Below are 25,430 nucleotides of genomic sequence, written 5' to 3' on the forward strand. Positions count from 1 at the left end.
GCGCGGGCGCCGGCGGGGGCGGGGGGGGGCCCCGGCGCCGCCCCCCCGCCGCCCCCCCCCCCCCCCCCCCCCCCCCCCCCCCCCCCCCCCCCCCCCCCCCCCCCCCCCCCCCCCCCCCCCCCCCACTTCCATTGCCGATGACGGCAGTCGAGCCTTCGCGAACCGCTGTCGCGAAGGGGCGAACCGTCGTTACCTGTAGTGAAGGTGACATTGTCGGTCCGAGCCCGGGCGCCGGAAACAGCGGCCTCGGTATGCTTCATGGTCCTGCCGCGCCATGGCGGGACAGCACGGACGAGACGCGCGAGTTCTCCCAGAAGGGGGCGTACGAGCAGATGACCGGTGCCATCGACGCCTGGTTCGACTTCGGATCCCCCCTCAGCATGCTGACCCGGCGTCTGCTGACGGCGGAGCTCGCGGGCTTCGGGGTGTCCGTCCGCTGGCACGCGCACGAGGCCGGCGGCGACAGCCCGGACCGGGTGCCGCCGGAGCGGGTCTGGGCCGGCAGTGTGCGACCGCTGGCCGGCCGGCTGGGGGTGCGCGTCCACCCCGAGTCGCCCCGGCCCACCTCCACCCGGCTCGCCTCGCAGGGCTATCAGTACGCGGCGGACCAGGGCCGCGCCGACGCCTACGGTGACCAGGTCTTCGACGCGTACTTCCGCGAGCGGCTCGACATCGGGGAGCCGCGCGTGCTGGCGGCGGTCGCCGGCCGGGCGGGGCTCGATCCGGACCGCTTCATCGCCGAGGTGGATTCGCCGCGTTACGCCGAGCGGCATCGCGAGGCGGTGGCGCGCTGGCCCTCGGTGCGGGTCACGCCGACGGTGATGTCGGGCGGGTACCGCGTCGAAGGCGTGCCCAGCGCGGGACAACTCGCGCGGCTCGTGGCCCTGTCGGGGGCACCGTCGCAGCCGTCGCGGCAGCTGCCGTCGTGGCCGCCGCGCTATCCGCGGGCGGTGGCCGGGCGGGCCCAGGCGGCGGGGCCGACGGGCGGATGGGTGTGGCGGGTGCTAGCCGCCCGCTCGGTCGTCGAGGTGGCCGAGGTGGCGCAGAGCGGTCTCCAGGAGGTCGTCGAGCTCCGCGGCGAGGCCGTCCGGCAGCCGGTCCAGCAGCCGGCCGTGGGCCACTGTGGCTGAGGCGAGTACGGATCCGGCCAGTGCCTCGCCCTCCGGGGTGAGCTGAACCCACGTGCTGCGGGCGTCGTCGGCGTTGGCCTCCCGGTTGACGTAACCCGCCTGGAGCAGGCGGAGGATCACGTTGCTGGTGCCGCCGGAGGACAGCCCGCACAGGGCGGACAGCGCGGTCGGCCGCAGCCGGTGGTCCTCGGATTCCCGCAGTGCGAGCAGGACGTCCGTGTCGGCGTGGGTGAGCCCGGCGTCGGCCGCCGCGGCACGGGTGGCGGCGTTCACGAGCTGGGCGAGCCGGGCCGCGTGTCGGGCCATCCGGTCCAGGGGGACCGTCTTTCCGGCCGGGGCTGTGTTGTTCATGCCTCTCCTCTCGTGCGGCGAACCTGCGGGCCCGCCAGTTTCCCCCAGGTACCGCTCCGGCGCACCCCTGTCATTTTCGCGGTGCGCGGGTGTGTTCCGGCCAAGGGATCAGTTGAAGGACTCCTCCTCGGAAGCTACTATCTCAATAGAAAGCTTTTTCGAAAGCTACTAGCTCGGGAAAGGGGAGGTCGGAATGCCCGCCTTAGGGGACTTATCGAAGCTCGACGGGCTCGCGCAGGCGGAACTCGTCCGCGACGGGCACCTCACGGAGGCCGAGCTGCTCGACGCGGCCATCGACCGGATCGAGCGGATCGACGGCCGGATCGGCTCGGTCGCCGTGACCGCCTTCGAACAGGCGCGGGCCGAGGCGGAGCGGGGATACGGCGAACCCGTCGCGGCGAAACGGCCGTTCCACGCCGTACCGTTCCTTCTCAAGGACCTCGGGCCGACCGTCGCCGGCATCGAGGCGACCATGGGATCACGCTTCCTCGCGGGCTTCACACCCGGCCAGGGCAGCGAACTCGGCGACCGGTTCCGCGCCGCGGGCCTGCGCGTGCTCGGCAAGGCCAAGACCGCGGAGTTCGGGGTGCTGCCCACCACCGAGCCCCACCACCAGGGCCCGGCCGTCAACCCCTGGGACCACGGACGCAGCGCGGGCGGATCCAGCGGCGGCTCCGCCGCGGCCGTCGCCGCCGGCCTGGTCCCCCTCGCGCACGCCAACGACGCCGGCGGATCCATCCGCATCCCGGCCTCCAACTGCGGCGTGTTCGGCCTCAAGCCCACCCGGGCCCGCACCCCGCTCGGTCCCGCCGTCGGCGACCTGATGAACGGACTCGCCTGCGAACACGTCGTCAGCCGCTCGGTCCGGGACAGCGCCGCCGCGCTCGACGCCATCGCCGGACCCGCGACCGGAGACCCCTACTGGGCGCCGCCCGCTCCCGCCGGATCGTTCCTGCGGGCGGTCGGCGAAGGACCCGGACGGCCCCTGCGCATCGCCTTCACCCTGCGGCCCGGCAGCGGCGGCCGACTCGATCCCGCCTGCGCCGACGCCGTCCGCGAGGCGGCCGCGCTCTGCGCCGACCTGGGCCACCGGGTCACCGAGGCCGCGCCCGCCGTCGCCTTCGCCGACCTGGTCGAGCCCTTCCTCGTGCTCTGGGCCGCCGGAGTCTCCTCCGCCATCACCTCGTACGCGGCGCTCAGCGGCCGCACCCCGGAGCCGGCCGGCTTCGAGGACCTCACCTGGGACCTCTACGAGCGGGGCCGCGCCCTCAGCGGCGCCGACTACCTGCTCGCCGTCTCCACCCTCCAGCGGGCCGCGCGCGGCCTCGCCGCCTTCCACGACGAGTACGACGTCCTGCTCGGCCCGGTCACCGCCGAGCCCGCCCCGCCGCTCGGCACCTTCGCCACCGGCACCCCCCGCCAACAGCTCCTGCGCGCGGTCGACTTCTGTCACGAGACCCCGCTCGCCAACCTCACCGGACAGCCCGCCATGTCGGTCCCGCTGCACTGGACCGCGACCGGACTCCCCGTCGGCGTCCACGCCACCGGACGCTTCGGCGAGGAAACGACCCTGTTCGCCCTCGCCGCCCAGCTCGAACAGGCGCGCCCCTGGGCGCACCGCCTGCCCTCCCCCGAGCAGCTCCCATCGGAGGCTCAGACGTGCTGAAGATCTCCCTCGCCCAGCGGGACACCGACGACTGGCACCAGGCCGTCGAACTCGCCCGCACCACCTACGCCGACGTGTACGCGGCCGACATCAAACCCGACCCCGACGCGTTCGTCGTCGCCTCGCGCGCGGACGCCGACCGGCCCGAGGACGAGGACGCCCGCGCCCTCGTGGGCTGCGCCGGCCTCACCTACGGCCTGGACCGGCCCTTCTTCTCCGAGCGCTACCTTGACACCGGCGTCGAGGAGGCCATCGCCGCCCACACCGGCGGCCCCGTCGACCGGGGCCGCGTCATCGAGATCGGCGCGCTCGCCGGACCCGGCGGCGCCGGACGGGAGATGGTCCGGCTCATCCCGATCATCGCCTGGACCATGGGGATGGAGTACATCCTGTGCACCGCCACCGAACAGCTCGGCACGCTGTTCGACCGGCTGGGCGTCAACTTCACCGCCCTCGGCGAGGCCGACCCCGGACGCCTCGGCCCCGGTGAACCGGCCACCTGGGGCACGTACTACGACCAGCGCCCCGTGGCCGGCTTCATCGACCTCTCCCGGCTCTCCGGCCTGTTCGCCGGATCGACCGGTCGTTACGCGTTCTTCGCCCCCGTCGTCGAACTGCTCACCGAGACCACCGGCGCGCGGGAGGTGGCCAGTCGTGCGGGCCGTTGAGAACGCCCTGCGCCGGTACGCCGAGAGCGAGAGGCCCCTCGTTAGGGTCCTCGACGGCGAGGGCGGCTTCGCCGCCACCTACGGCTACCGGGAGATCACCCGGGCCGCCCGGGAACTCACCGGCACGGTCGGGGCCGGCGCCGTCCGGGTCGGCGTCCTGTGCGACAACACGCCCGAGTTCGTCGTGGCCGACCTCGCCCTGCTCGCCCTGCGGGCCACCGAGGTGCCCGTCCCGCTCGCCTTCTCGCGCGAACAGGCCGCCGGGCTGCTGGAGGAGACCGAGGTCTGTCTGGTCGACGCCCAGGGCGCCGCGCGGCTGGCGGAATGGGGCCGTGACACCGTTCTGCCGGCCGGCTGCCGGGTCGTCGAGATCCGGCTCGACGACCTGAAGGGCGGCACCGAGCCCTATGCCGTGCCCACCGGCGACGAGGAATGGATATGCAAGATCATCCACACCTCGGGGACCACCTCGCGCCCCAAGGGCGTGCGCATCCGGGCCCACGGCATCGGCGCCCTCATCGACTCCCTGCACGAGGCGATGCCCGCCGGGGCGTTCACCAGTTACCTCTCCTTCGTCCCCTTCAGCCTGCTCATCGAACAGGTCACCGGTCTCTACCTGGTCCTGCTCGACGGCGGCTGTCTGACCCTGCTGCCGCCCGGCTCGCCGCTCGTCGGCACCAGCGGGGGAGCCGTCGAGGCCGCTCTGCCGCAGCTCGCCGCCGCCCGCCCCACCGCCGTCGTCGCGACCCCGGCGCTCGCGGGCGCGCTGCTCGACGCCGCCCGCGAGGCAGCCGAGGCCGGGCGCGAGATCGCCCCCGCCCTCTTCCGCACCGAGAAAGCACCCCTCGTCTGCTGCGGCGGCGCCCCCGTCCACCCCGAGACGCTGCGCGAACTCGACGCGTTCGGGATCGAGGTGTACGAGGGCTACGGACTCTCCGAGAACAGCTCCGTCGTCAGCTGGAACACCCCCGGGGCCCGCCGGATCGGCACCGTCGGGCGCCCGCTCCCGCACGTCCGGGTCCGGCTGAGCGAGGAGGGCGAACTCCTGGTCACCAGCTCCTCCCTCTTCGACGGCTACACCCGCGAGGACCCCTCCAGCTGCGACGTCGTCGACGGCTGGCTGCACACCGGCGACCTCGCCCGCGTCGACGAGGACGGCTACATCACCATCACCGGACGCAAGAAGAACGTCATCATCACCTCGGCCGGCCGCAACGTCGCACCCGAGTGGGTGGAGGCCCAGTACGCGCGACTGCCCTTCGTCCGCGCGACGGCCGTCGTCGGCAACGACCTGCCCGCGCTCCACGGCCTGTTCGTCGTCGACCCCGCCGCCGACCGGGCCGAGGCCGAGCGCGCGCTCGCCGCCTTCGGCGCCGAACACCTCTCCGAGGTGGAACGGGTCGAGGTGATCCACCTGATGAGTGCCGACGACGAGGACTACCGGCGGCTGTTCACCGTCACCGGGCGCCCCATGCGCCAGGCCGTCGTCGACCACCTCCGTACGAACCCCACGAGATGAACGAGAGGCCGCACATGTCTGTCAGCCAGCCGGCGATCGAAGCCTTCGGCGCGGGCACCGGGAAGCTCCTCACGCCCGGCGCCGGCCACGCCACCCTCGCCGACCTCGACCCGCGCGCCGTCGCCGCACTGCTCGCCGAGGCCGGGTTCCTGGTCCTGCGCGGATTCGCGCCGTCCATCGAGGACTTCTCGCTCTTCGTCAAGAACCACTCCGACCGCGTGACCCTGGACCCCGCCCGCTCCTTCCACGGCGGCGACGTCGCGCAGAAGGTCGACGCCGGTACCGACGCCGTCGGCCTGCACCTCGAGAACGGCAACAGCCCCTTCATTCCCGACCTCACCTGGTTCCTCTGCGAGAAGGCCGCCTCCAGCGGCTCGCAGACCACCGTGTGCGACGGCTACCGGGTGTGGGACGCCGCCGAGGAGGCCGACCGGGCCGCCTTCGCCCAGGACATCACGTACTCCCGCCGGGTCGAGGAGACCAAGTGGAAGCAGTTCGTCTTCCACCAGACCGGTGGCGCGAAGCCCGTCGAGGACATCACCTTCGAGGACTTCCGCGCCCTCGCGGGCGAGTCCGACAGCACCACGCTCGTCCAGCTGGAGGACGGCTCCGCCCACTACACGTACCGCACGGGCGCGGCCCGCACCACGCTCTTCGGCGAGCGTCTCTCCTGGGCCAACAGCGTCTTCGGCCCCTCCTACAACTATGAGAAGCCGGTCATCGCCTTCGTCGACGGCACCCCGGTCCCGGACGGGCTGCTCGACCGGATGAAGCGGCTCACCGACGAACTCACCGAGGACATCGACTGGCAGGACGGCGACGTCGCGCTGATCGACAACACCCGGGTGATGCACGGCCGCCGGGCCATCACCGACACCGACCGGACCATCTACAACGCCCAGAGCTACATCCGCCGCGACCTGCTCGACGGCCTCACCGCCTGATCGCCGGGGCCTGTCCTCCACGCCGGGCCCAGTGCCCGCGAGCCCGGCAGGAGCCGCAGGACAGGCCCCGGCCCCGACCGGCACCCACCACGAGAACGGGAGAGAACCACCATGAGCGACCTGTCCGTCGCACCGGGCTCCGCGGGGCTCGACGACCCCGCGGTGCGGGCCGTCCTGAACCGGCTGTACGCGCAGGCGGAGCGCGGTGACAAGGGCGCGATGCGCCGCGCGTACGACAGCGCTGCCAAGCTGGCGGCCCCGCCCACCCCCGCGGAGGCCAGCTCGCTGTGCGCCGACGCGCTGCTGCCCGTCGACCCGCACACCGGCCGGCTGCTCTACACCCTGGTCCGCATGCTGCGGCCCGGCCTCGTCGTGGAGTTCGGCACCTCCTTCGGCACCTCGGCCGTCCAGATCGCCGCCGGACTGCGGGAGAACGGCCGGGGCCGGCTGGTCACCACCGAACTCGACGCGAGCAAGGTGCGCAAGGCGCGCGAGAACCTCGCCGAGAGCGGGCTCGACGACCTCGTCGACGTCCGCGAGGGCGACGCCCTGGAGCTGCTGCGCGGCTTCGGCGAGCCTGTGGACCTCGTTCTCCTCGACGGCTGGAAGGAGCTCTACCTGCCCGTCCTCGACGTGCTGGAGCCCGCGCTCGCGCCCGGCGCCGTGATCGTCTCCGACAACCTCTCGATGCTGCCCCCGGAGTACCTGGAGCGGATCCGCGACCGGGCCCGCGGCTATGTCTCGCTCGACCTGCCCCTCGGCGACGGCATCGAACTCACCACCTGGACCGGCGCCTCCTGAACCGCCCGGCGCGCCAGTCCGTCCCGACCGGCTCCACGTACCTTACGGAGACCCCATGCCCTCCCTGCTCGACCCGCTGACCGCGGGCGCCCTGACCCTGCCCAACCGCGTGGTCATGGCCCCCATGACCCGCAACCGGGCCGGCGCCGACGGCGTGCCCGGCCCCCTCGTGGCCGAGTACTACGCCCAGCGGGCCTCCGCCGGGCTGATCGTCACCGAGGGGGTGAGCGTCGGCGCCGCGGCCACCGGGCCGGTGGGCCAGCCCGGTCTGTACACCCCGGAGCAGATCGCCGGCTGGGCGCGGGTCACCGACGCGGTGCACCGGGCCGGCGGGCGCATCGTGGCGCAGCTCTCCCACCACGGCCGGATCGCCCACCCCGACCTGCTGCCCGCCGGCGTCCGGCCGCTCGCCCCCTCGGCCGTCACCGCGCTCAGCGACGCCCGCACCCCCCGGGGCCTCGTCCCGACGGTGGAGCCCCGCGCGATGACGGACGCCGACATCGCCACCACCCTCGCGGAGTTCGCGGCGGCCGCCGCCGCGGCCGTCGAGGCCGGATTCGACGGGGTCGAACTCCAGGGCGCCAACGGCTATCTGATCCACCAGTTCCTCTCCGACAACACCAACCTGCGCGAGGACGGCTACGGCGGCGACGCCGCGGGACGGATCCGCTTCGCCGTCGAGGCCGTACGAGCCGTCGCCGGCGCGGTCGGCGCGGACCGGGTGGGCCTGCGGATCTCGCCAGGGAGCGGCTACAACGACACCACCGAGCACGACCCCGCGCTCGTCCACGTGCTGCTCGCCGCCACCCTGGCGGACGACGGGCTCGCCTATCTGCACCTGGTGGAGAGCCCCGAGGAGGAAGTGAACCGGCCGCTGCGCGAGCGCTGGACGGGCGTGCTCCTGGTCAACCCGTTCACCGGCGACGACCCGACCGACCCCGAGACCGCCGCGCTCCGGCTGAGCGGCGGCGGCGCCGACGCGGTGGCCTTCGCCCGGTACTTCGCCTCCAACCCCGACCTTCCCGAGCGGATCCGCCTCGGCCTCCCGCTCGCCGAACCCGACCCCGACACGTTCCACGGCGGTGACGCCGTGGGCTACACCGATTTCGACCCGCACCCAAGGAGTACGCCGACCATGAGCGAGCAGCAGGACCAGTACGCGGAGATCGGCGACCGCTACTCGGACTTCAAGGACACCGCCCCGCTGGCCGGACCCGAGCAGCACAACGTCCTCAAGCACCTCGGCGACCTGACCGGCCGGCGGGTGCTCGACCTCGCCTGCGGCCACGGCCACTACACCCGGCTCATCAAGGCGGCGGGCGCCGCCGAGGTGGTGGGCTCCGACCTGTCCCCGGTCATGGTCGAGCTGGCGCGCAAGACCGAGCAGGAGGACCGGCTCGGCATCACGTACCACGTGGCCGACGCCGTCGCGCTGCCGAAGCTCGGCGCCTTCGACCTGGTCAGCGCCGTCTGGCTGCTCAACTACGCCACCACCAAGGCCGAGCTGACCGCGATGTTGCGCGGCATCCACGACAACCTGGTCCCCGGCGGGAAGTTCGTCGCCCTCGCCGTGTGGCCGGAGTTCCGGCCCTTCGGCCCCGCGTGGGACGACTACGGGCTGCGAGTGGTCTCCGAGACCGAGGCCGAGGACCGGGGCATCCTCGTCACCGACCTCATCGGCACGGAGACCTCCACCATCACCACCTCCCGCTGGAGCCACGAGGCGTTCGCCGAGTGCCTGGCCGCCGCCGGGTTCGAGAGCTACACCTGGGAGGTGCCGGAGGTCCCGGCCGAGTCCGTGGCGCGGTTCGGCGACGCGTTCTGGGACAACTACCGGGCCAACCCGATCCCCGGCTTCCTCGTCGGCACCCGCCCGACGGCCGCCGCGGCCGGGGTGCGCACCGCTGCGCGCGCCCTCGCCGAGGACCTGTCCGCCGGCCGCTGGACACCCACCACGCTGGAGCGCGCCCTCGCCAGCAGGCTCCATGTCGCCGCCCAGGGCGGCGACTTCCTCACCGCGCAGGCGGTGCGGGACGCCTTCCAGGAGGGCTCGGAGCCCTTCCTGCGGGACAACGGCGGCCGTCTCGCGGCGCTCCTCGCCGACGCCGCACCGCTGCTGGACACCGCGGGCGACGAGGCCGCGGAGACGGCCCGGGTGGTCACCGCGCTGCTCGGCGCACTCGGCTGAGCGACCGGGGGACCGGTTCACCGGTGGGCGACCGCGCGCGACGCACGGTCGCCCACCTTCTGCCCGGGGCGGCTGCCGCTCCGGGCGGCGGTGAAGGTACGCAAGGGAGGGCACCGACCGTGAACGCCGCCCCGCCCCCGGGCGGGCGCCCGGCACCGACGCCGGGCAGTGCGGCGGTCCGGGTCCCCGGGGTGCGTGCGCGGGGCGCTACCAGTAGTGGCGGCGACCGCCGACGGCGTGGCCCAGGGCGCCGAGGACCCACAGCACGATCCCGATCACCACGAGGATGATTCCGATCGTCCACAGGATGCCCAGGCCGGTGATCAGGCCCACGATCAGCAGGATCACACCAAGGATGATCATGACTTCACCTCGATGAATGGGGTGGTTCGTCCCTCTTGGGTCCGTTCTGCGGTTGCCCCCTGGGCGGCGCCGCAAACGCGGGCCGCCCAGCCGGAATCGCGTCCGGGGGCGGATCATCCCGCGATGCCGTGTCCGGCCCCACCGCCACCGGTCCGGACACGGCATCGCGGGAAGAAAGCCGGAATCGTCCGTTTGCGGCAGGGCGCTCCCGGCAAGTCGCCCGGCATGACCATGCGTATCGGCTACACGATGATGACCGAGCAAGCAGGCCCGCGGGCACTCGTCGAGCACGTGGCCGAGGCGGAGCGCGTCGGTTTCGACTTCTCCGTCGTCTCCGACCACTCCTTCCCTTGGCTGGAATCCCAGGGACACGCCCCGTACGCGTGGAGCGTGCTCGGCGCCGCGGCCCAGGCCACCTCCCGCATCCCCCTGATGACCTTCGTCACCTGCCCGACTTTCCGCTACCACCCGGCGGTGATCGCGCAGAAGGCGGCCACGCTCCAGTCGCTGTCCGGTGGCCGATTCCGGCTCGGCCTCGGCTCGGGTGAGAACCTCAACGAACACGTCGTCGGTGCCGGCTGGCCATCGGCACGTGTCCGCCTCGACCGTCTGGAGGAGGCCGCCGGGATCATCCGAGCCCTGCTCGACGGCGGGTACGTGACCCGGCACGGCCGCCATTTCCAGGTCGACGCCGCCCGGATATGGGACCCGCCCGACCCTCCGCCGCCGATCGGCATCGCCGCGTCCGGCCCCCGCTCCTGCGAGGTCGCCGGGCGGCTGGGAGACCTGCTGATCGCCACCGAGCCCGAGCCCGCGCTGGTGCAGGCGTTCGACGACCACGGCGGCGCGGGCAAGCCCCGTATCGGACAACTCCCGATCTGCTACGACACCGACCGGGACGCGGCCGTGGCGCGGGCTCACGAGCAGTTCCGCTGGTCGCTGGGCGGCTGGCGGGTGAACTCCGAACTCCCGTTGCCGGAGAGCTTCGCGCAGGCCACCGAACAGACCCGCCCCGAGGATGTCGCCAAGGCCGTGCCCTGCGGTGACGACCCGGCCGCGGTCGCGGACGCCGTCGGCGCCTTCGCCGAGGCCGGATTCACCGACCTCGCCCTCGTCCAGATCGGCGGCGCGCACCAGGAACCCTTCCTGCGCTGGGCGGAGAGCGTCCTGCTGCCCCTGCTGCGGGACCGCTGACCGGTCACCGCGACGCTCCGCAGGGCGAGCCCGGGCCCGCGGGACGCCACCGCCGGTTCCCGGGCACTCCTCGGCGCCGCCTCCGATGTCCCGGACCGTACCCCCTGGCCGTAGGGGACGCCGTACCCGCCGTACCCCAGGGCCGTACGGGACACCAAGTCCGGCCCGCTCCGGTGCGCGGACCGGCTGCGGGTCGTGCGCTGCCGGAACAGAACCGGACCCGCCCCTGCCTAGCGTGGTGAGCGGCTCCGGGACACCGGCGCCGAGGGCGCTCCCCGGCCCGGTCGGGCACCTTGCCGCCGGCGGGACCGTATCCCGGACCCGCCGGATTCCCGGCACGGGGGAGACGCCCCGAGGAACCCAGCGATCCGAAGGACTCACTCGTGACGCCCCATGACACACCCACCGTCGTCCTGCTGCACGGTGCTTTCGCCGATGCCTCCAGCTTCTCCCGGGTCATCCCGGAGCTGCTGGCCGACGGGCTGAAGGTGGTCGCACCGGCGGTGCCCAACCGCACCCTGAGCGGCGACTCCGCCTATGTCGCGTCGGTGATCCGCCGGATCCCCGGCCCGGTCGTGCTCGTCGGCCACTCCTACGGCGGTGCCGTGGCGACCGTCGCCGGCGCCGAGGAGAACGTCAAGGCACTGGTGTACCTGGCGGGTTACGCGCTCGAAGAGGGCGAGAGCCTGGGCGAGCTGCAGGGCGGCTTCCCCGACTCCGAGCTGGCCGGCGCTCTCGTGTACAGCCCGTTCCCGCCGGCCGGCGGGGAAGAGGAGGGCATCGACGTCTCGGTGGAGACCGACCGGCTTCCGGCGATCTTCGCGGCCGACGTCGACCCCGGCCTGGCCGGCGTCCTCGCCGTCACCCAGCGCCCGCTCGCCGCGGCGGCGTTCGGCGAGGCCGCGTCCACCGCGGCGTGGAAGACCAAGCCGTCCTGGGGAATCGTCGCCAGTGCCGACCGCACCCTCAACCCCGAGGTCCAGCGTTTCGGCTACCGGCGCGCCGGGGCGACCACGGTCGAGGTCGACTCCTCGCACCTGGTGATGCTCTCCCACCCCCGGTGTGTCGCCGACGTGATCCGCGAGGCCGTCCGGTCCGTGGCCGGCTGACCCTCGCCGGCCCTCCCTCTCCCGCAAGTCCCCGGGCTCTCGAGCCCGGGTCCCGTCATCCCACACGTCCCAGGAGCACCATGACCAGCCAGCCGCACCTCCACCAGCACGGTCCCGAGATCCAGGAATTCGGCACCGTCGTCCAGATGCCGATCGCTCTCTCCCACGACGCCCGGCAGTACGCGTGCCAGCGGCTCAACCGTGTCCTCGCGGACACCCAGTTCCTGTACGCGCTCTACAAGAAGTGCCACTGGGGCATGCGCGGAGCGACCGCTTACCAGCTGCACCTGCTGTTCGACAAGCACGCCCAGGAGCAGCTGGATCTCGTCGACGCGCTCGCCGAGCGGGTGCAGAGCCTCGGCGGCGTCGCGGTGGGCGACCCCCGCCACGCGGCCGGGATCACGGGTGTGCCGCGCCCGCCGGACGGCAGCGAAAGCACGCGGTCGATGCTGTCGCGCCTTCTCGACGCGCACGAGGGCATTCTGGCCGACGTTCGTGACGCCGCCCGGCGTACGGCGGAACTCGGCGACGAGGGTACCCAGGACCTCCTGGTCTCCCAGGTCGTCCGTACCGGCGAGGCGCAGGTCTGGTTCCTCGCCGCGCATCTGACCGACCCCGAGACCGCGCGGTGACCGTGAGCCGGGTCCGTCCGCCGCCGGGCCCGGCTCCGCTCGGTACCACGCCCCCGGACACCACGAGGCCGGTCTGTCGGCGGGACCCGGTGACGTGATGTCATGACCCCGAAACGGCCGGATCGTTGCCGGCGGACCGGGCGCCGGAGACCGTGTCCGTGCCCGCTCCCGCGACCCTGCGGCCGCCGAAGGCGCGATCGCCGTGCCCGGGAAACCTCGCCAAGGAGTGCACGCCCGATGAGCCACCGGTCGACATCCCCCGCGAGCGAGGGCACCGTCGAGTTGCGGCCCCATACGGCGGCGAGCCTCGAACCGCTGCTGCGCTGGAAGAACGACGCCGAGATCCAGCGGCTGAGCGACGGCGGGACCCAGGCCTACAGCCGCGAGCGGATCGCCGCCACCCTGGAGCGGTGGATGCGGCCGAGCGAGGACATCGTCCATCTCGCCATCTGCCTCGCCGGCCGCGCCGAGCCCATCGGCTTCCTCCACCTGGCGCTCATCGAACGGGCGCACCGGCGCTGCCGGCTGGGCATCGTCATCGGCGAGAAGGACTTGTGGGGACGCGGGTACGGGCATCAGGCGGTGGTACGAGCGGTCGGCCACGCCTTCGACGTCCTCGGCCTGGAACGGATCACGGCGGAGGTGCTCGCGGACAACCCGCGTTCCGCGCGCATGCTCGAAGGCGCCGGGTTCGTACGGGAGGGCGTGATGCGCGAGAGCGTCCACCTCGACGGGCGGCGCGTCGACGAACTGGTGTACGGACTGCTGCGACACGAGTGGCGCGGGCGGGGCGTGTGACATGGGCCGTGGCCTCTTCGCACGTCATGGGGCCGCGCCCCGGCGGGCCTCCCGGTGGTGCGGGGGCGCACGACCAGGCTGATGGACAAGTCCGGCATCCGGACAGGTCTCGCCGCCGCCGACCGGCGGAGGCATGGGTGGCGGGCCGGTGCCGCGGCACTCGTCTTCGCCGGTGCGGCGGTGGCTCTGGTCCTGGCCGTGGTCGAGTCGCCGGCGGACCGGCGGTGGTGGGCCGGCCTGAGGCCCAGGGGCCGTCGTCTCCCGCCCGGCGGGGGAAGGAGACGCCTTCCCCCGCCGGGCGCCACAACCGTTCCCGGCGAGCCGCCTCCACGCCCCGGCCGGGCCATCCTCACCGCGCGGAGAAAGCGGCGGGGCCGGCGAGTTCGGTGACGGGCCGAGGAGCGGCCCGGGGGATACGGAGAAGACCGCGAGCCCGGTGGGCGGCGGCGAGCTGAGCGGCACCGTCCACCGGGCCCCAGTCGAAGAGGAACAGGGCCTGTTCCGGAGTGGCCAGGACCCGGAGGTACGTCCGGCCGGTGGCCGGATCGGCGGCGGAGGGCCCCAGGCCGTCGAGGCGGGCGGCGTAACGGACGCGCAGACACTCCTGTCCCGGATCGGGAAGGTGGCCGATGTACGTGATCCCGGTCAGCCGGGCCGCCGCCTCCTCGGCGGCCTCCCGGCACACCGTCGCCACGAGGTCGCCGCGGTCGGCGGGCTCCGGGGCGCCACCGGGCAGACAGGCGGCGCCCGTGTCGGGGTCGAGGAGCACCAGGACGCGCCCGTCCGGGGCGAAGGCCCAGACCCAGGCCTGCCGGACCGGCGTGTCCGTGCCGGGGACCCGGCCGGCGGCCTGGAACGTCAAGTGGTGCCGGGGACGGGGCGTGCCCAGAACCCCGGCCCGGTCGAGGACGGTCGGGACGAGAGGGACACCGTCCTCCAGAAGCACGGTGCCGGCGGCGCCGATCCGGGCGCGCAGCGCGGCGAGGGCCCGGCGGGCGTCTCGCGGGGCGAGGAGACCGGGGAGAAGGGCGGGTTCGGCCCATTCGACAGCCGTGATCTCGCTCTCCGGCAGCCGGATGGCGGCGATCCGCTCGTCGTCCCAGGTACCGCCGTCGAAGACATGGAGGAGTTCGCCGGGGAAGCGCATGACGGCGGGCGCGTCCATGCCGCCGGGGGAGACCCAGTCGACGGCGAGACCGCGCTCCACCCGGGCGGTGACCCCGAGCTCCTCGCGCAGTTCGCGGGCGGCGGCCCGGGCGGGTGATTCGCCCTTCTCGACGGCACCGCCGGGCAGCAGGCAGGTGTCGAGGTAGTCGACGTGCTGCACGAGGACGCGGCCCCGTTCGTCGGTGATCAGTACCGAACTGCCCGCCCACAAAGCGTGCGACGCGCGATGGGCCCCGTACTCCTCGTCGGTCATCGAGGTGTCGGAGGATTCGTCCGGAGTGGTCGTCGTGGTCATCTGTCGCGGTGGTCCTTTCCCTGCGGTTCGAAGACACGGCCTCGGGCCGGGGCGTGCGCTCCGGCCCGGATCGGTCACCCTCTGCCGGAGAGCATGTCCGTGACGGCGGGCCGGATGCGTCCCGCCCAGGGGGAGATGCCGTGCGGGGGCTTCCGTCGGGCACGTGGCCGGGGCGGCAGCGGACCGGCGGAGCCGGGTACGTCACCGGCCCTTCTCGTGACCGGAGGGCGCGGCGCCGCGCACTGGCCGAAGCGCCGATGCCCGCTCTCGGCCCCCGCCACGCCCCTGTCACCCTCCCGCCGTGCCCGGCCCGGTGTGCCGGGTCCGGGCCTTGAGGGGCCCATGACCGGGGTACGGATATCCGGACAGGTCCGATGACTTTGTGCCATTCGACGGTGAACCGGCCCCGGGGATACCGGCGTACGACTACACAAGGGGGCCGGGGCATCAGGGGCATCCCGGAGACCCCGGTGCGGGCAGGCGAGCGGCGTCGGCCGGCTCGGCCGGCGGGCCGGCCGGTGAGCCGGTGGGGAGGAGAGCGGCGATGAGTGGACGGTCACCCGCGAGGCACCGTTCCCGGCGGCCGGCACGGCGAGGACGGTCCGGATCGGACCGGACGCTCGCCCTCGGCGTCGCCGCGGTGGCGGGCTTCGCGCTCGTGACGGCCGTCGTCCGGTGGATGCTGGTCCACTGGTGGGTCCCGGTCGGCCTCGTGGTGCTCGCGGTGCCGGCCGGCTGGGCCTGGTTCGAGCGACAACGGCGCAAGGCCGAGCGGGAGGCGGAGCGGGCCCGGGCCCTGCGCTACGCGCTGTCCCACCTGGACGCCCTGCATCACAGCCGGTTCGAGGACGCGGTACGGGACCTGATGTACCGCGACGGCTGCCGGGACGCGGTCCGGGTGGGCGGCGGCGGGGACCTGGGCGCCGATGTGAAGGCCACCGACCCCTTCGGGCGGCGCTGGGTGATCCAGTGCAAACACCGACGGAAGGGGCTCGAAGGAGCCGCGGTGGGCACGCCGGACTTCCAGGTCCTCAACGGCACCGCCCGCCCGGTCCACGGCGCCGATGTCGCCGTCCTGGTGACCAACGGCCGGGTCACCGCCCCGGCCGCGACCTTCGCCCGGCAGCAGCTGCTGTACGTGGTCGACCGTCACACGCTCGGCGCGTGGGCCTCCGGCGGACGCCCCCTGTGGGAGGTGCTCCGCATGGTCCCGCCGCCGCGCCGTCCGAGCACGCTCTCCTGACCGGGGCGGTGGCGGATCCGGGGGCCGGGGCCCGCGTTCGGGTACGAGGACCCCGGCCGGATCCGCGTCAGCGCGACATGATGAAGCGCAGCGCCAGACCGGACGCGGTCGGGATCCAGTGGGTGACAAGCGAGCCGCTGTCGGTCGTCAGCGTTTTCATCCCACGGGGCAGGGTGACGTCGACCGGCCGCCCAAGCGCGCTGCCGGACTCGGCACCCTGGAGGCGGAGAGTGAGGCTCTTCGCGTCGTAGGTGTCCATGTGGCCGCCGGTGGCGAGCAGTGCCGCGTACGCCACCTCGCCCGGGGCGAGGGTGGCGGGCTCCTTCAGGTCACTGTCCTTGATCGCGAGGACCGGGTTCCGGGCGTCGGCGTCGAACCGTACGTCGGGGTACCGGTAGAGGTCGCACTTCTTGTGGCCGACGTTCTCGGCGGCGAGAAGGAGGTGCCGGACCTCCTTGCCGGCCTCGTCCTCGTTCGTGACGGAGAAGGAGAGATCGCCCGTGGCACACGCGGCGTTCGTGCTCCCGCCCCCGCCCTTGCCCCCGGACCCCTCGCCGTCGTCCGCACTGCCGCTGGGCTTCGGCGCGGGCGTCGGTGCCGAAGCGGACGTCGGTGCCGAGGTGGGCGTGGACGTCGTCGGCGGCGGAGTCGTCGACTCCCCGGGCTTCGCCGGACCCGTGGCACTCGACGGGTCCGCGGGAGTCGTGCCATCCGGACCGTCGGTCCCCGACGGGTCGCACGCGGTGGTCGAGAGCAGCGCGGCGACGACCGCCGCTCCCAGAGCGCAGGACTTCCAGCCCCTGGGGTTCTTGAAGGGCGGGCGGGTCGCGCGTGTAAAGGCATGCATGGTGTTCCCCCGTGGTCGGCCGCGTACGGCCCTCTGTGTTCGATGCAAAGTCGAGTGTGCGACGAACGGCGGCGACGCATCCCGCTCCGCGGCGAGCTGTTACCGACCGCGTACAGGGAGGCGACCCTTCCGCCGGAAGGTCACCGGCGCGGGGCCGTCCGATACGGCGCTGCCAGGGGGTGCCGTCGGCCTCGCGCGGCGACGGCACCCCCTGCCCCCGTACCTCGTCAGGACACCAGCCCTTGGCCCTCCAGCTCGGTCAGCCGTACGGTGCACAGCCCACCGCGCTCGTTCTTGACCTCCGTCACCTTCAACTGCGTGCCCGGCGCGAGGATGTACTCCTCCTCGCCCGTGAACGCGGAGAACCGCCGGATCCCCACCGCCCGTGCCGGAGTGACCTCGAACAGGGTGCGCTTCCCCCGGCTCCCGAGGAACGCCCGCGCCACCCCCGGCTCCGAGGTGCACGACGACACGCCCCACCAGGTGACGGTCCGACCCAGCGGATACTGGGACCGCAGATCCAGCGCGACACCCCGCCACAGCGGCTGTGTCCGGGCCGGAAGCGCCGACACCGCGGAGAACAGCAGGCGCAGATACGGCAGATACGGCACGAGCCGCTCCCGGTCCGGGGAACGCAGGACGGCGTTGATCTCGCGGTAGAAGGCCGATTCGCACGTGTACAGGTACAGCGCCGAGATCGCGTCGGCGGACAGCCCCGCAGTGTCCGCCGCACCGGTGCCCTCCGCCGCCTTCGTCTCACCGAACCGGCTGGACCGCTCGATATAGGGGTCCAGCCGGGCGAGGACGCGTGAGACGGGCTCGACGGCCTGGCGGAAGTCCATCAGAGGCGTGTCGAACACCCCGGTGACCGGCGGCAGGACGAGCCCTTCGTCCTTGACGCTCGTGAGGCGGTCCAGATACAGCTGGTGCAGTTCCATCGTCGACGCGATGAACGCCCCCATCCGCTCGGCGACTTCGCCGCCGCCGGTTCCGCCGGCCCCGGCCGCCGCCTGCTCCCAGCCCTTTCTCGGCAGCCAGTCCACCGGCCCGGCCCCCACCGCCGCCAGCGCGTCGTTCACCTGGGCGAAGTGGTCGCCCTCGCAGAAGACGTCCCCCTGCGCGGCCGGATTCGCGTGGTCCAGGTGCCGTACCTCGACACCCGGGTACTTCTTCTCCAGGCGCTGGACGACCCGCTTCAGACTCCGGGCGTGCGCGCCCCACCAGGCGAACACCACACCCCGGTCCTCCTCGTCGGCGTCCTGCTTCGCCCGGAGGATCTCCTCGACGATCTGCTCGGCCACCGGCCGCCAGAACGCGGTGTGCCGATCGGTCGGCACCGCCCCGTCCGCGCTCGCCGTGAGCGAGGTGTTCAGCAGCAGCACACCCTGGGTCAGCATCGCCTGGAACCACTCCGGCGGCTGGACCGTGTCCTCCTTCTTCAGCAGGGCCCGGACATCGGCGATCGGCGTCTTCTTGACGATGCCGTACTTCCACATGGCCGCCGCCTTGATGAGGCAGCGAAGGCTCACCACCCGGCCGAACCGGCTGTCCTGCCAGTCGTGGAAGGTGTTGTCGAACATCGCGATGCCGGTGGCGCTCTCCGCCCGCGGATACGGGTTCTGGCCGAAGGCCACGACCTTCCACTTGTGCGGCGGATGCGGCTTCAGCGCCTGGAACGTCAGCTCGCGCACCGGGACGACCTCCGGGCTGCGCTGCGGACCGATGAAGCCGGCGGCATCCGGCCGCGCCTCGATCACCGGACGCAGCAGCGGCAGCCACGGCTCCCCGCCGCCGGCGAACAGCTCGGTCAGCTTCAGCGGGTCGCCGGCGGTGGGCACCGGCTCGCCGGCGACCGGGGTGTGCGTGTCGTTCACGGGGGAGTGACCTCCAGGAGTCGTGGTGCCGGACGGAGTGACGGGAGTGGCCGGAGCAGCCTGGACGGCCGGAGTATCCGCGCCGAGTGGACCGACCGGACCGGAAGAAGCCTCGGAGGCCGAAGAAGCGGGAGGAGCCGAAGAAGCCGGCCCCTCCGAGGGAAGAGAGGACTCAGGAGCAACAGGAACAAAAGGGAGGCGGCTCCCGACGTCGATCCGCACCCGCCGCGCCGGCCCCGCCGCCTCGATGTCGGCCAGCCGGGCCAGCACCGCGGCCCGCAGCTCGTCGTAGTCCGCGAACCCGTGATCGTGGAACAGGGTGTAGCCCGTCCACATCAGATTGGCGCACACCTGCGCCGGCACCTGCCCCGTCCGCGCGCCCATCCCCACGAGGGCCACCGACCGGATGCTGCCGGGCTTCGCACGGTTTTGCAGATGCACCGCCTGGAACGCTGCCGCGCACGCCAGTGCCACGTTCATTGTCTGGCTGACGTTCTGCGACGACTCGCGCATCGTCGGCGTCGAGATCAGGAAGCGGGGCACGGCCGCTCCCGACGGGACGCACACCGCGCTGCCCACCGGCAGGCTCCCGCCGAACCGGTTCTTGATCGCGCGCTGCACCCGTACCTGGATCCCGGCGCCGAGATGCCGCTTGACGACGGCGTCGACCCCGCCGTCCATGAGGCCCCGCGCGTTCGTCGGGGACACCCACGCGTCGGCGTCCACGTCGAGCAGGGAACCCTGCCGGATCTCGACCCCCGGTGTGTCGGCGAACGCGGACCGCCAGGCGGCGACCACCTCGTTGTCGACGTCCACCAGAACGACCTTCAAGGCATGCCGGACACCCATGAATCCACCCCTGTCGCACAGCTTCTCGAACAACTCCGAAGCTATAGCGCCCCACTGACAACGCAGCACTTCCGCCCGCGCCGCCCGCCCTCCCCGTCCGCTCCCTACGCCCCGTCCGCTCCCCTCACCGCGAACGCACCTCCGCCTGGCCCGCCCCGCCCGGTCAGCCCGGCCCGTCCCCCCGCTCCGGCTCGTCCCCGAAGGCCGGCCGGGCGGACGGGTCGGGCAGGTCCTGCTCCGCCCAGATGGTCTTGCCGTTGCGGTTGTACCGGGTGCCCCAGCGCTGGGTGAGCTGCGCGACGAGAAGCAGCCCACGCCCGCCCTCGTCGTAGGTCCGGGCCCGCTTGAGATGCGGCGCGGTACTGCTGCTGTCCTGGACCTCGCAGATGAGAGCACGGTCGTGGATCAGCCGCATCCGGATCGGCGGCTCGCCGTAACGGATCGCGTTCGTGACCAGTTCACTGACGACGAGTTCGGTGACGAAGACGAGGTCGTCCAGCCCCCACTCGGCCAGTTGCGCGGACGCGTCCTTGCGGGCCTGCGCCACACTCGTCGGGTCGTCCGCCACCTCCCAGACCGCCACCCTCTCGGCGGGCAGCACCCGGGTGCGGGCCAGGAGCAGGGCGACGTCGTCGTCGTGACGGGAGGTGAGCATGGTGCTCATGACGGTGTCGCAGGTCTCCTGAAGGGAGCCGGCGGGCTCTGCGAGGGCTTCGCGCAGCGCCTGGAGGCGCTCGTCCGGATCGCTGTCCCGGCGTTCGATCAGCCCGTCGGTGTAGAGGGCGAGCGTGGTGCCCTCGGGGAGTTCGACCTCCATCGCCTCGAAAGGCAGACCGCCGAGGCCGAGGGGCGGCCCTTCGGGCAGGTCGAGGAAGTCCACCGTGCCGTCCGGCCGGCAGATCACGGGCGGGAGATGGCCGGCGCGGGCGAGGGCGCAGCGCCGGGTGACCGGGTCGTACACCGCGTACAGACAGGTCGCCCCGATGTCCCCCTGCACGTCGGAGTCCGGGGACTCGGCTGTCAGCCGCAGGACGAGGTCGTCGAGATGGGTGAGGAGCTCGTCGGGCGGCAGGTCGATGTCGGCGAGGGTACGGACGGCCGTGCGCAGCCGCCCCATGGTGGCCGAGGCCTGGACACCGTGCCCGACGACGTCCCCGATGACCAGTGCGACGCGGGCGCCGGAGAGCGGGATGACGTCGAACCAGTCGCCGCCGATGCCCACCTGCGCGCTGGCGGGCAGATAGCGGGCGGAGGCCTCGATCGCCGTCTGCTCCGCCAGCCGCTGCGGCATCAGGCTTTCCTGGAGGGTCACGGCGGTGGTGCGTTCGAGGGTGTAGAGCCGGGCGTTGTCGACGCAGACGGCCGTACGGGCGGCGAGTTCCTGGGCCAGCAGCAGATCGTCGTGGACGAACGGGTCCGGGCGCCGGTGGCGGACGAAGAGGACGGACCCCAGGGTGGCCCCGCGGGCCCGCAGCGGAACGGCGAGGACCGAGTGGGCGCCCAGTTCCCGCAGCCGCGCCCCTTGGCCGGGGTCCTGCTCCGCCCACCGGACGAGGTCGGGATCGTCCCGCTGGTAGAGAACGGGGCCCGGCGCGGCCAGCCAGGTGAGGGCCGGCCCGCCCTCGGGCACGGTCAGGGCCGCGCCCGGCCCGGCCGAGGACTCGGGGGTGCCCCGCAGGATGGACCGCTGCGCGGTACGGCGCAGGGTGACCGGACCGGTCACCGGCGTGGTGGGCGGCTCGTCGCCGTCCTCGATGCCGGTCAGCAGGTCGACACAGGCGTAGTCGGCGAACCGGGGGACGGCCAGATCGGCCAGTTGCTGCGCCGTGAGCGCGATGTCGAGACTCGTGCCGATCCGCGTGCCAGCCTCGTTGAGGAGCGTCAGCCGCTGCCGGGCCTCGTACTGCGCGGTGGTGTCCTGAGCCGCGAAGCCCACCCCGATCAGCCGCCCGGCCGGGTCGGTCAGCGGCGCGAGGTGGATCGTCCACGAGTGTTCCCGGTTCTCGCCGGCCACCTGGACGTACGCCTCCAGGTACTCCGGCCGGCCGGTCCGCGCCACCCGCCGCTGGGCGTGTTCGACCCGCACGCTGTCGGGGTGCGGGACGGCCTCCGCGAGGCGCAGCCCGTACAGCTGGTCGCCGGTGAGCGCGAGTGCCGTCTCCTCACCGTCGTTCGTCCATACGTAGCGCAGATCCAGGTCGAAGACCGCGAGGGGGCTCGGCACCTGCTGGAAGCACCAGGAGATCGGGAAGGCCCCGCGTGCCGGAGGTTCCTGGTGGGCGTCGCGCCACACCAGCAGCCAGTCGGTGCCGGTCGGCGCCACCCGGCGGCGCGCGTGCAGCTCGCCCGTCACCTCGCTGCCGTCCTGATGCCGCAGGGCGATCGGTCCGCTCCAGCGCCGCTGCCGGCCGAGCCGCTGGAGGAACGTGTCCCCGGAGTCGGCGAGCAGCTCGGACGCCGGGCGCCCCAGGACCGCCTCGGCCGGATAGCCGAGCAGCCGCTGCGCGCCCGGGCTCCACGCGGTCAGCGTGCCGTGCTCGTCGGCCGTGGCGGTGACGGGGTCCGGCACGTCGGACGGGGTGGTGGAGTCAGCCGGAGGTGTGGTGCCGTCTGATGTCATGGCAGCTCCTGGGTGGGGCCGCCGGTGGGGCCTGCCGGGGCCGGCGGCCTCGGCCCCGGGTTGCCCGGGGCGCGGGTCGGAGGATTCCGTTTCATCGCGCGGATCGCGTGTCTCTCGCCCGGGACGGCCGTCGTCCGGCCGGCGGCCCTCCACCTCGGGGGACCCGGGGGAGCGGGGGCCGGCCTGCCCGGGGGTGAGGGCCGGTCCGTTCTCCGGGTGGACGGGGTACGCGCGGCGCACCTGTGCTCATGGTTGCGATCCTTCCCCGTGACGCGCCCGCGCGCGAGTCGGGGGACGGACGGCGGCGCAGGGCGCTCACCGGCCGGACGTGTGCGCCCGGAGGCAATCTCGGCACATGCGGGCGGACTATATTCACACCGGATTCACACAGGATTCGTACCGGCATCCCCGTGGATGTCCGCACGGGTCTAGACCAGGGCCGCCGCACCGGATCCGGTCCGCCCGGCCTTACCCGCCCGCGTCCCGCCTCCGATCGCACGCCCCGGCCCACCCCGCTCCCGTATCCGGCTTCCGCCCACCCCCTCGGCCTTCCACTTCCCGTTCTCCCCTCCACCACTCCGCTCCTCGGGTCCCCGCACATGTACGCGTACGGTCCCGCGGGCCAGAAAGGACCGTCATGACCGAGCAGGACACCACCCCCGTCGTTCAGCGCGTCGACGCCCGGCACCGCTACGAGATCGCCGTCGCCGATCAGCGCGCCGGCCTGACCGCCTACCGCGACCGTGACGACCGGCGTGTCTTCTTCCACACGGAGATCGACGACGCGTACGCGGGCCGAGGCCTCGCCGGCGTCCTCGTCGAGTACGCCCTGAACGACGTGCGGGCCTCCGGGATGCGGATCGTCCCGGTCTGCCCGTATGTGGCGAAGTTCCTGAAGAAGCACGAGGAGTTCGCGGACATCGCCGACCCCGTGACGCCCGAGATCATGGACTGGCTGGAGGGGCAGCTGAAGCGCTGAGCCCCTGACGCCTCGGGCCGCCCGCCCCTCCCTTGCGGGTGCTTGCGGAAAATTTCAGAAGGCTCTTGCGAGTGGTCGCCGGCCGTTGCTTGACTGCCCGCATGAGCGACCTCGGCATGGACCCCGGCGCCCGGAGCGGCAGCGACGGCGCGAGCAACCCCGACCGCACACACGGCGCCGACGGCAACGGAGCCGTCGACGCCGGTGACGTCAGCGACGACATCGATGTCCTCGTGCTCGGCGGCGCCGGGGTCGACACCATCGTGTACGTCCCCGAACTGCCCGTGCCCTACGCGGACAGCCACATGATCCGGCCCGGCATCCAGACCCGGGCCGGGCAGACCGGGGACTTCGTCGCGCTCGGTCTGCACCGCCTCGGTCTGCGCACCCACCACATCGACATGGTCGGCGCCGACCCCGAGGGCGACCTCGTCCGCGCCTTCCACCGGGACCACGGCATCCCGTTCACCGGGGTGCCGTGGTCCGCGGGCACCAAGCGGGCCGTCAATCTCGTCGATCCCGAGGGGCGCCGGCTCTCCTTCTACGACGCCACCCGCGGCCACGACGACGACCGGCTGCCCCCGGCCACCGTCAAGGCCCTCGCCGCCCGCGCCGGGCACGCCCACGTCTCCCTCACCCAGCCGTGCGCGCACGCCCTGCCCCTGCTCCGAGACGCCGGTCTCACCGTCTCCACCGACCTGCACAACTGGGACGGCCACGACTCCTACCACCAGCCCTTCGCGTACGAGGCCGACATCGTCTTCGTGTCCGCCACCGCCCTCGACGACCCGGTCGCCACCCTCCGTGACATCACCGGGCGCGGCCGTGCCTCCGTGGCCGTCGTCACCGCCGGGGCCGACGGAGCGTGGTTCCTCACCGGTCCCGACCGGGAACCGGTCCACGTCCCCACCGTCACCCCGCCCGCCCCGGTCGTCGACAGCAACGGCGCCGGTGACGCCTTCGCCGCCGGTTTCCTTTACGCCTGGATGGTCGGCGAACCCGTGGACCGCTGCGCCCGCTACGGAGCGGTGGCCGGGGCGTACGCCTGCACTGTGCCCGCCACCCGCGCCGACGCCATCGGCCGCGACGCCCTCCTCGCCGGAGCCGGAGCCGGAGCCCAGGGCCGAGCAGGGTGACCGAGCAGGGGGTGGCCGAGCCGGGGCCGGGGCCGGGTCCTGAGCCTCGTTCCGACCCCGATCCCGAGCGGCTACGGGGGCCGGGAACGGGCGGCGGCCCGGCGGGCCCGCCGGGCATGTCAGGATCGAGGGATGACAGAAAAGATCACCGCGGCCTGCGACGGCGCGTCCAAGGGCAACCCGGGGCCCGCCGCCTGGGCCTGGGTCATCGGCGACGAGGACGGCGCCGTGGCCCACTGGGAGGCCGGCCCGCTCGGCACCGCGACGAACAACGTGGCCGAGCTGACCGCGCTCCTCAGACTCCTGGAGTACCTCGACCCCGCCGTGCCCGCCGAGGTGCGGATGGACTCGCAGTACGCGATGAAGGCCGTCACCACGTGGCTCCCCGGCTGGCGCCGCAAGGGCTGGAAGACCGCGGCCGGCACCCCGGTGGCCAACAAGGAGCTGGTGGTACGGATCGACGAGCTGCTCGCCGACCGGCACGTGGAGTTCGTCTACACCCCCGCCCACCAGGTCGACGGCGACCCGCTCAACGACGCCGCCGACCGCGCCGCCAGCCACACCGCCCGCAGCCAGCGGCCCGCCGGTTCGGCCGAGGGCTCTGCGCTGCCGCCGCCCGAGCCCGCCTCCGCGCGCGCCGCCTTTGCCAAGCGCGCCCCGAAGCGAGCCGGAGGCTCCGGTACGCCACGAGCGCGCGGCGCGGGCTCCGGCGCGTCGGCGCCGACCCTCAAGGCCCGTTTCCCGGGCCGGTGCCGCTGCGGACAGCCGTACGACAAGGGCGCGACGATCACCAAGAACTCGACCGGCTGGGGCCATCCGACCTGCGTGGACGCGGTTTCGTAAGATCCGGTCGAGGTCGTGCGGGGCTGGGCGGGGGACCGGGGCGAACCGGACATTCATCCAGCCGTGGGGGCGGGTTCGTGTGGGGTTCTGTTCTCCGGGCGCTCGGGGCTGCATACTGTTCCTCCCCGCTCCGGTGACGGACCGATTCCCTGGCTATTTCGCCTTTCTGGCGAAGGGAAGCGGCACCGGGTACGCGGCTCTTCCCCTTCATCCG

At 73.3% G+C, this 25,430-nt stretch carries 20 protein-coding genes and 1 pseudogene; 15 read left to right on the forward strand and 6 right to left on the reverse strand.

Translation table 11 applies throughout. The annotated features are described in order from the left end of the window. Nucleotides 1-332 precede the first annotated feature (332 nt). Nucleotides 333-863 (forward strand): annotated as a pseudogene (locus tag ACGFRB_RS31305) (DsbA family protein); the annotation flags it as partial. Between the two features lie 141 nt (nt 864-1,004). Here the strand turns inward: ACGFRB_RS31305 and ACGFRB_RS31310 are convergent. Continuing rightward, nucleotides 1,005-1,481, reverse strand: a complete 477-nt coding sequence (locus ACGFRB_RS31310) for a MarR family transcriptional regulator (protein ID WP_363011091.1) — start codon at nt 1,479-1,481, stop codon at nt 1,005-1,007. Nucleotides 1,482-1,674: 193 nt separating this feature from the next. Here ACGFRB_RS31310 and ACGFRB_RS31315 point away from each other — a divergent pair, with 193 nt between their 5' ends. The 6 genes from ACGFRB_RS31315 to ACGFRB_RS31340 all read left to right on the forward strand — a co-directional run bounded on the left by ACGFRB_RS31315 (nt 1,675) and on the right by ACGFRB_RS31340 (nt 9,267). Next, on the forward strand, nt 1,675-3,147 hold the full coding sequence (locus ACGFRB_RS31315) for an amidase (RefSeq protein ID WP_393247852.1): 1,473 nt from the start codon (nt 1,675-1,677) through the stop codon (nt 3,145-3,147). Next, complete coding sequence (locus tag ACGFRB_RS31320) at nt 3,141-3,815, forward strand: thermostable hemolysin (RefSeq protein ID WP_363011087.1); 675 nt, start codon at nt 3,141-3,143, stop codon at nt 3,813-3,815. Before ACGFRB_RS31315 ends, ACGFRB_RS31320 begins: the two co-directional genes overlap by 7 nt. Continuing rightward, nucleotides 3,802-5,334 (forward strand): AMP-binding protein, encoded by a 1,533-nt coding sequence (locus ACGFRB_RS31325; RefSeq protein WP_393247854.1) that lies wholly within the window; start codon nt 3,802-3,804, stop codon nt 5,332-5,334. Before ACGFRB_RS31320 ends, ACGFRB_RS31325 begins: the two co-directional genes overlap by 14 nt. A gap of 14 nt (nt 5,335-5,348) precedes the next feature. Continuing rightward, nucleotides 5,349-6,278 (forward strand): TauD/TfdA family dioxygenase, encoded by a 930-nt coding sequence (locus tag ACGFRB_RS31330; protein ID WP_393247856.1) that lies wholly within the window; start codon nt 5,349-5,351, stop codon nt 6,276-6,278. Between the two features lie 111 nt (nt 6,279-6,389). Continuing rightward, nucleotides 6,390-7,079, forward strand: a complete 690-nt coding sequence (locus ACGFRB_RS31335; RefSeq protein WP_393247858.1) for an O-methyltransferase — start codon at nt 6,390-6,392, stop codon at nt 7,077-7,079. A gap of 55 nt (nt 7,080-7,134) precedes the next feature. Beyond that, nucleotides 7,135-9,267: a methyltransferase domain-containing protein gene (locus ACGFRB_RS31340; protein ID WP_393247860.1), complete on the forward strand. Its 2,133-nt coding sequence runs from the start codon at nt 7,135-7,137 to the stop codon at nt 9,265-9,267. Between the two features lie 207 nt (nt 9,268-9,474). On the opposite strand, the gene ACGFRB_RS31345 is transcribed toward ACGFRB_RS31340, so the two are convergent. Further along, nucleotides 9,475-9,630 carry a DUF6131 family protein gene (locus ACGFRB_RS31345; RefSeq protein WP_363011077.1) on the reverse strand — a complete coding sequence of 52 codons (156 nt, stop codon included), beginning with the start codon at nt 9,628-9,630 and terminating at the stop codon, nt 9,475-9,477. Between the two features lie 225 nt (nt 9,631-9,855). On the opposite strand from ACGFRB_RS31345, the gene ACGFRB_RS31350 reads away from it, so the two are divergent. From ACGFRB_RS31350 to ACGFRB_RS31365, 4 genes are all read left to right on the forward strand, one after another. Continuing rightward, entirely contained in the window at nt 9,856-10,824 is a 969-nt protein-coding gene (locus ACGFRB_RS31350) for a TIGR03557 family F420-dependent LLM class oxidoreductase (protein ID WP_363011075.1), read from the forward strand. A gap of 383 nt (nt 10,825-11,207) precedes the next feature. Continuing rightward, a complete protein-coding gene (locus ACGFRB_RS31355) occupies nt 11,208-11,933 on the forward strand; it encodes an alpha/beta fold hydrolase (protein ID WP_393247862.1) in 726 nt (241 codons plus the stop codon). A gap of 80 nt (nt 11,934-12,013) precedes the next feature. Continuing rightward, entirely contained in the window at nt 12,014-12,565 is a 552-nt protein-coding gene (locus tag ACGFRB_RS31360; protein ID WP_393247864.1) for a Dps family protein, read from the forward strand. A 237-nt stretch (nt 12,566-12,802) separates the two neighbouring features. After that, nucleotides 12,803-13,363 carry a GNAT family N-acetyltransferase gene (locus tag ACGFRB_RS31365; protein ID WP_393247866.1) on the forward strand — a complete coding sequence of 187 codons (561 nt, stop codon included), beginning with the start codon at nt 12,803-12,805 and terminating at the stop codon, nt 13,361-13,363. Between the two features lie 349 nt (nt 13,364-13,712). On the opposite strand, the gene ACGFRB_RS31370 is transcribed toward ACGFRB_RS31365, so the two are convergent. Then, nucleotides 13,713-14,825 carry an NUDIX domain-containing protein gene (locus ACGFRB_RS31370; RefSeq protein ID WP_393247868.1) on the reverse strand — a complete coding sequence of 371 codons (1,113 nt, stop codon included), beginning with the start codon at nt 14,823-14,825 and terminating at the stop codon, nt 13,713-13,715. A gap of 544 nt (nt 14,826-15,369) precedes the next feature. Between ACGFRB_RS31370 and ACGFRB_RS31375 the strand changes: the two genes are divergently transcribed. Then, the gene (locus ACGFRB_RS31375; RefSeq protein WP_393247870.1) at nt 15,370-16,068 is read left to right on the forward strand and encodes a restriction endonuclease; all 699 of its coding nucleotides are present in this window, start codon (nt 15,370-15,372) and stop codon (nt 16,066-16,068) included. A gap of 67 nt (nt 16,069-16,135) precedes the next feature. Here the strand turns inward: ACGFRB_RS31375 and ACGFRB_RS31380 are convergent, their stop codons facing one another. The 3 genes from ACGFRB_RS31380 to ACGFRB_RS31390 all read right to left on the reverse strand — a co-directional run bounded on the left by ACGFRB_RS31380 (nt 16,136) and on the right by ACGFRB_RS31390 (nt 22,258). Next, on the reverse strand, nt 16,136-16,915 hold the full coding sequence (locus tag ACGFRB_RS31380) for a DUF4232 domain-containing protein (RefSeq protein ID WP_393247872.1): 780 nt from the start codon (nt 16,913-16,915) through the stop codon (nt 16,136-16,138). 227 nt (nt 16,916-17,142) lie between these two features. Continuing rightward, a complete protein-coding gene (locus ACGFRB_RS31385; RefSeq protein WP_393247874.1) occupies nt 17,143-19,638 on the reverse strand; it encodes a macro domain-containing protein in 2,496 nt (831 codons plus the stop codon). Between the two features lie 163 nt (nt 19,639-19,801). After that, nucleotides 19,802-22,258, reverse strand: coding sequence for a SpoIIE family protein phosphatase (locus ACGFRB_RS31390; protein ID WP_393247876.1), 2,457 nt, complete (start codon nt 22,256-22,258; stop codon nt 19,802-19,804). 637 nt (nt 22,259-22,895) lie between these two features. On the opposite strand from ACGFRB_RS31390, the gene ACGFRB_RS31395 reads away from it, so the two are divergent. The 3 genes from ACGFRB_RS31395 to ACGFRB_RS31405 all read left to right on the forward strand — a co-directional run bounded on the left by ACGFRB_RS31395 (nt 22,896) and on the right by ACGFRB_RS31405 (nt 25,216). Further along, complete coding sequence (locus ACGFRB_RS31395; protein ID WP_393247878.1) at nt 22,896-23,237, forward strand: GNAT family N-acetyltransferase; 342 nt, start codon at nt 22,896-22,898, stop codon at nt 23,235-23,237. A gap of 101 nt (nt 23,238-23,338) precedes the next feature. Continuing rightward, nucleotides 23,339-24,373: an adenosine kinase gene (locus ACGFRB_RS31400; protein WP_393247880.1), complete on the forward strand. Its 1,035-nt coding sequence runs from the start codon at nt 23,339-23,341 to the stop codon at nt 24,371-24,373. Nucleotides 24,374-24,505: 132 nt separating this feature from the next. Continuing rightward, nucleotides 24,506-25,216, forward strand: a complete 711-nt coding sequence (locus ACGFRB_RS31405) for a ribonuclease H (RefSeq protein WP_363011048.1) — start codon at nt 24,506-24,508, stop codon at nt 25,214-25,216. The last annotated feature ends 214 nt before the right edge of the window (nt 25,217-25,430 follow it).

Source organism: Streptomyces sp. NPDC048718 (genome assembly GCF_043198875.1).
Classification (GTDB): domain Bacteria; phylum Actinomycetota; class Actinomycetes; order Streptomycetales; family Streptomycetaceae; genus Streptomyces.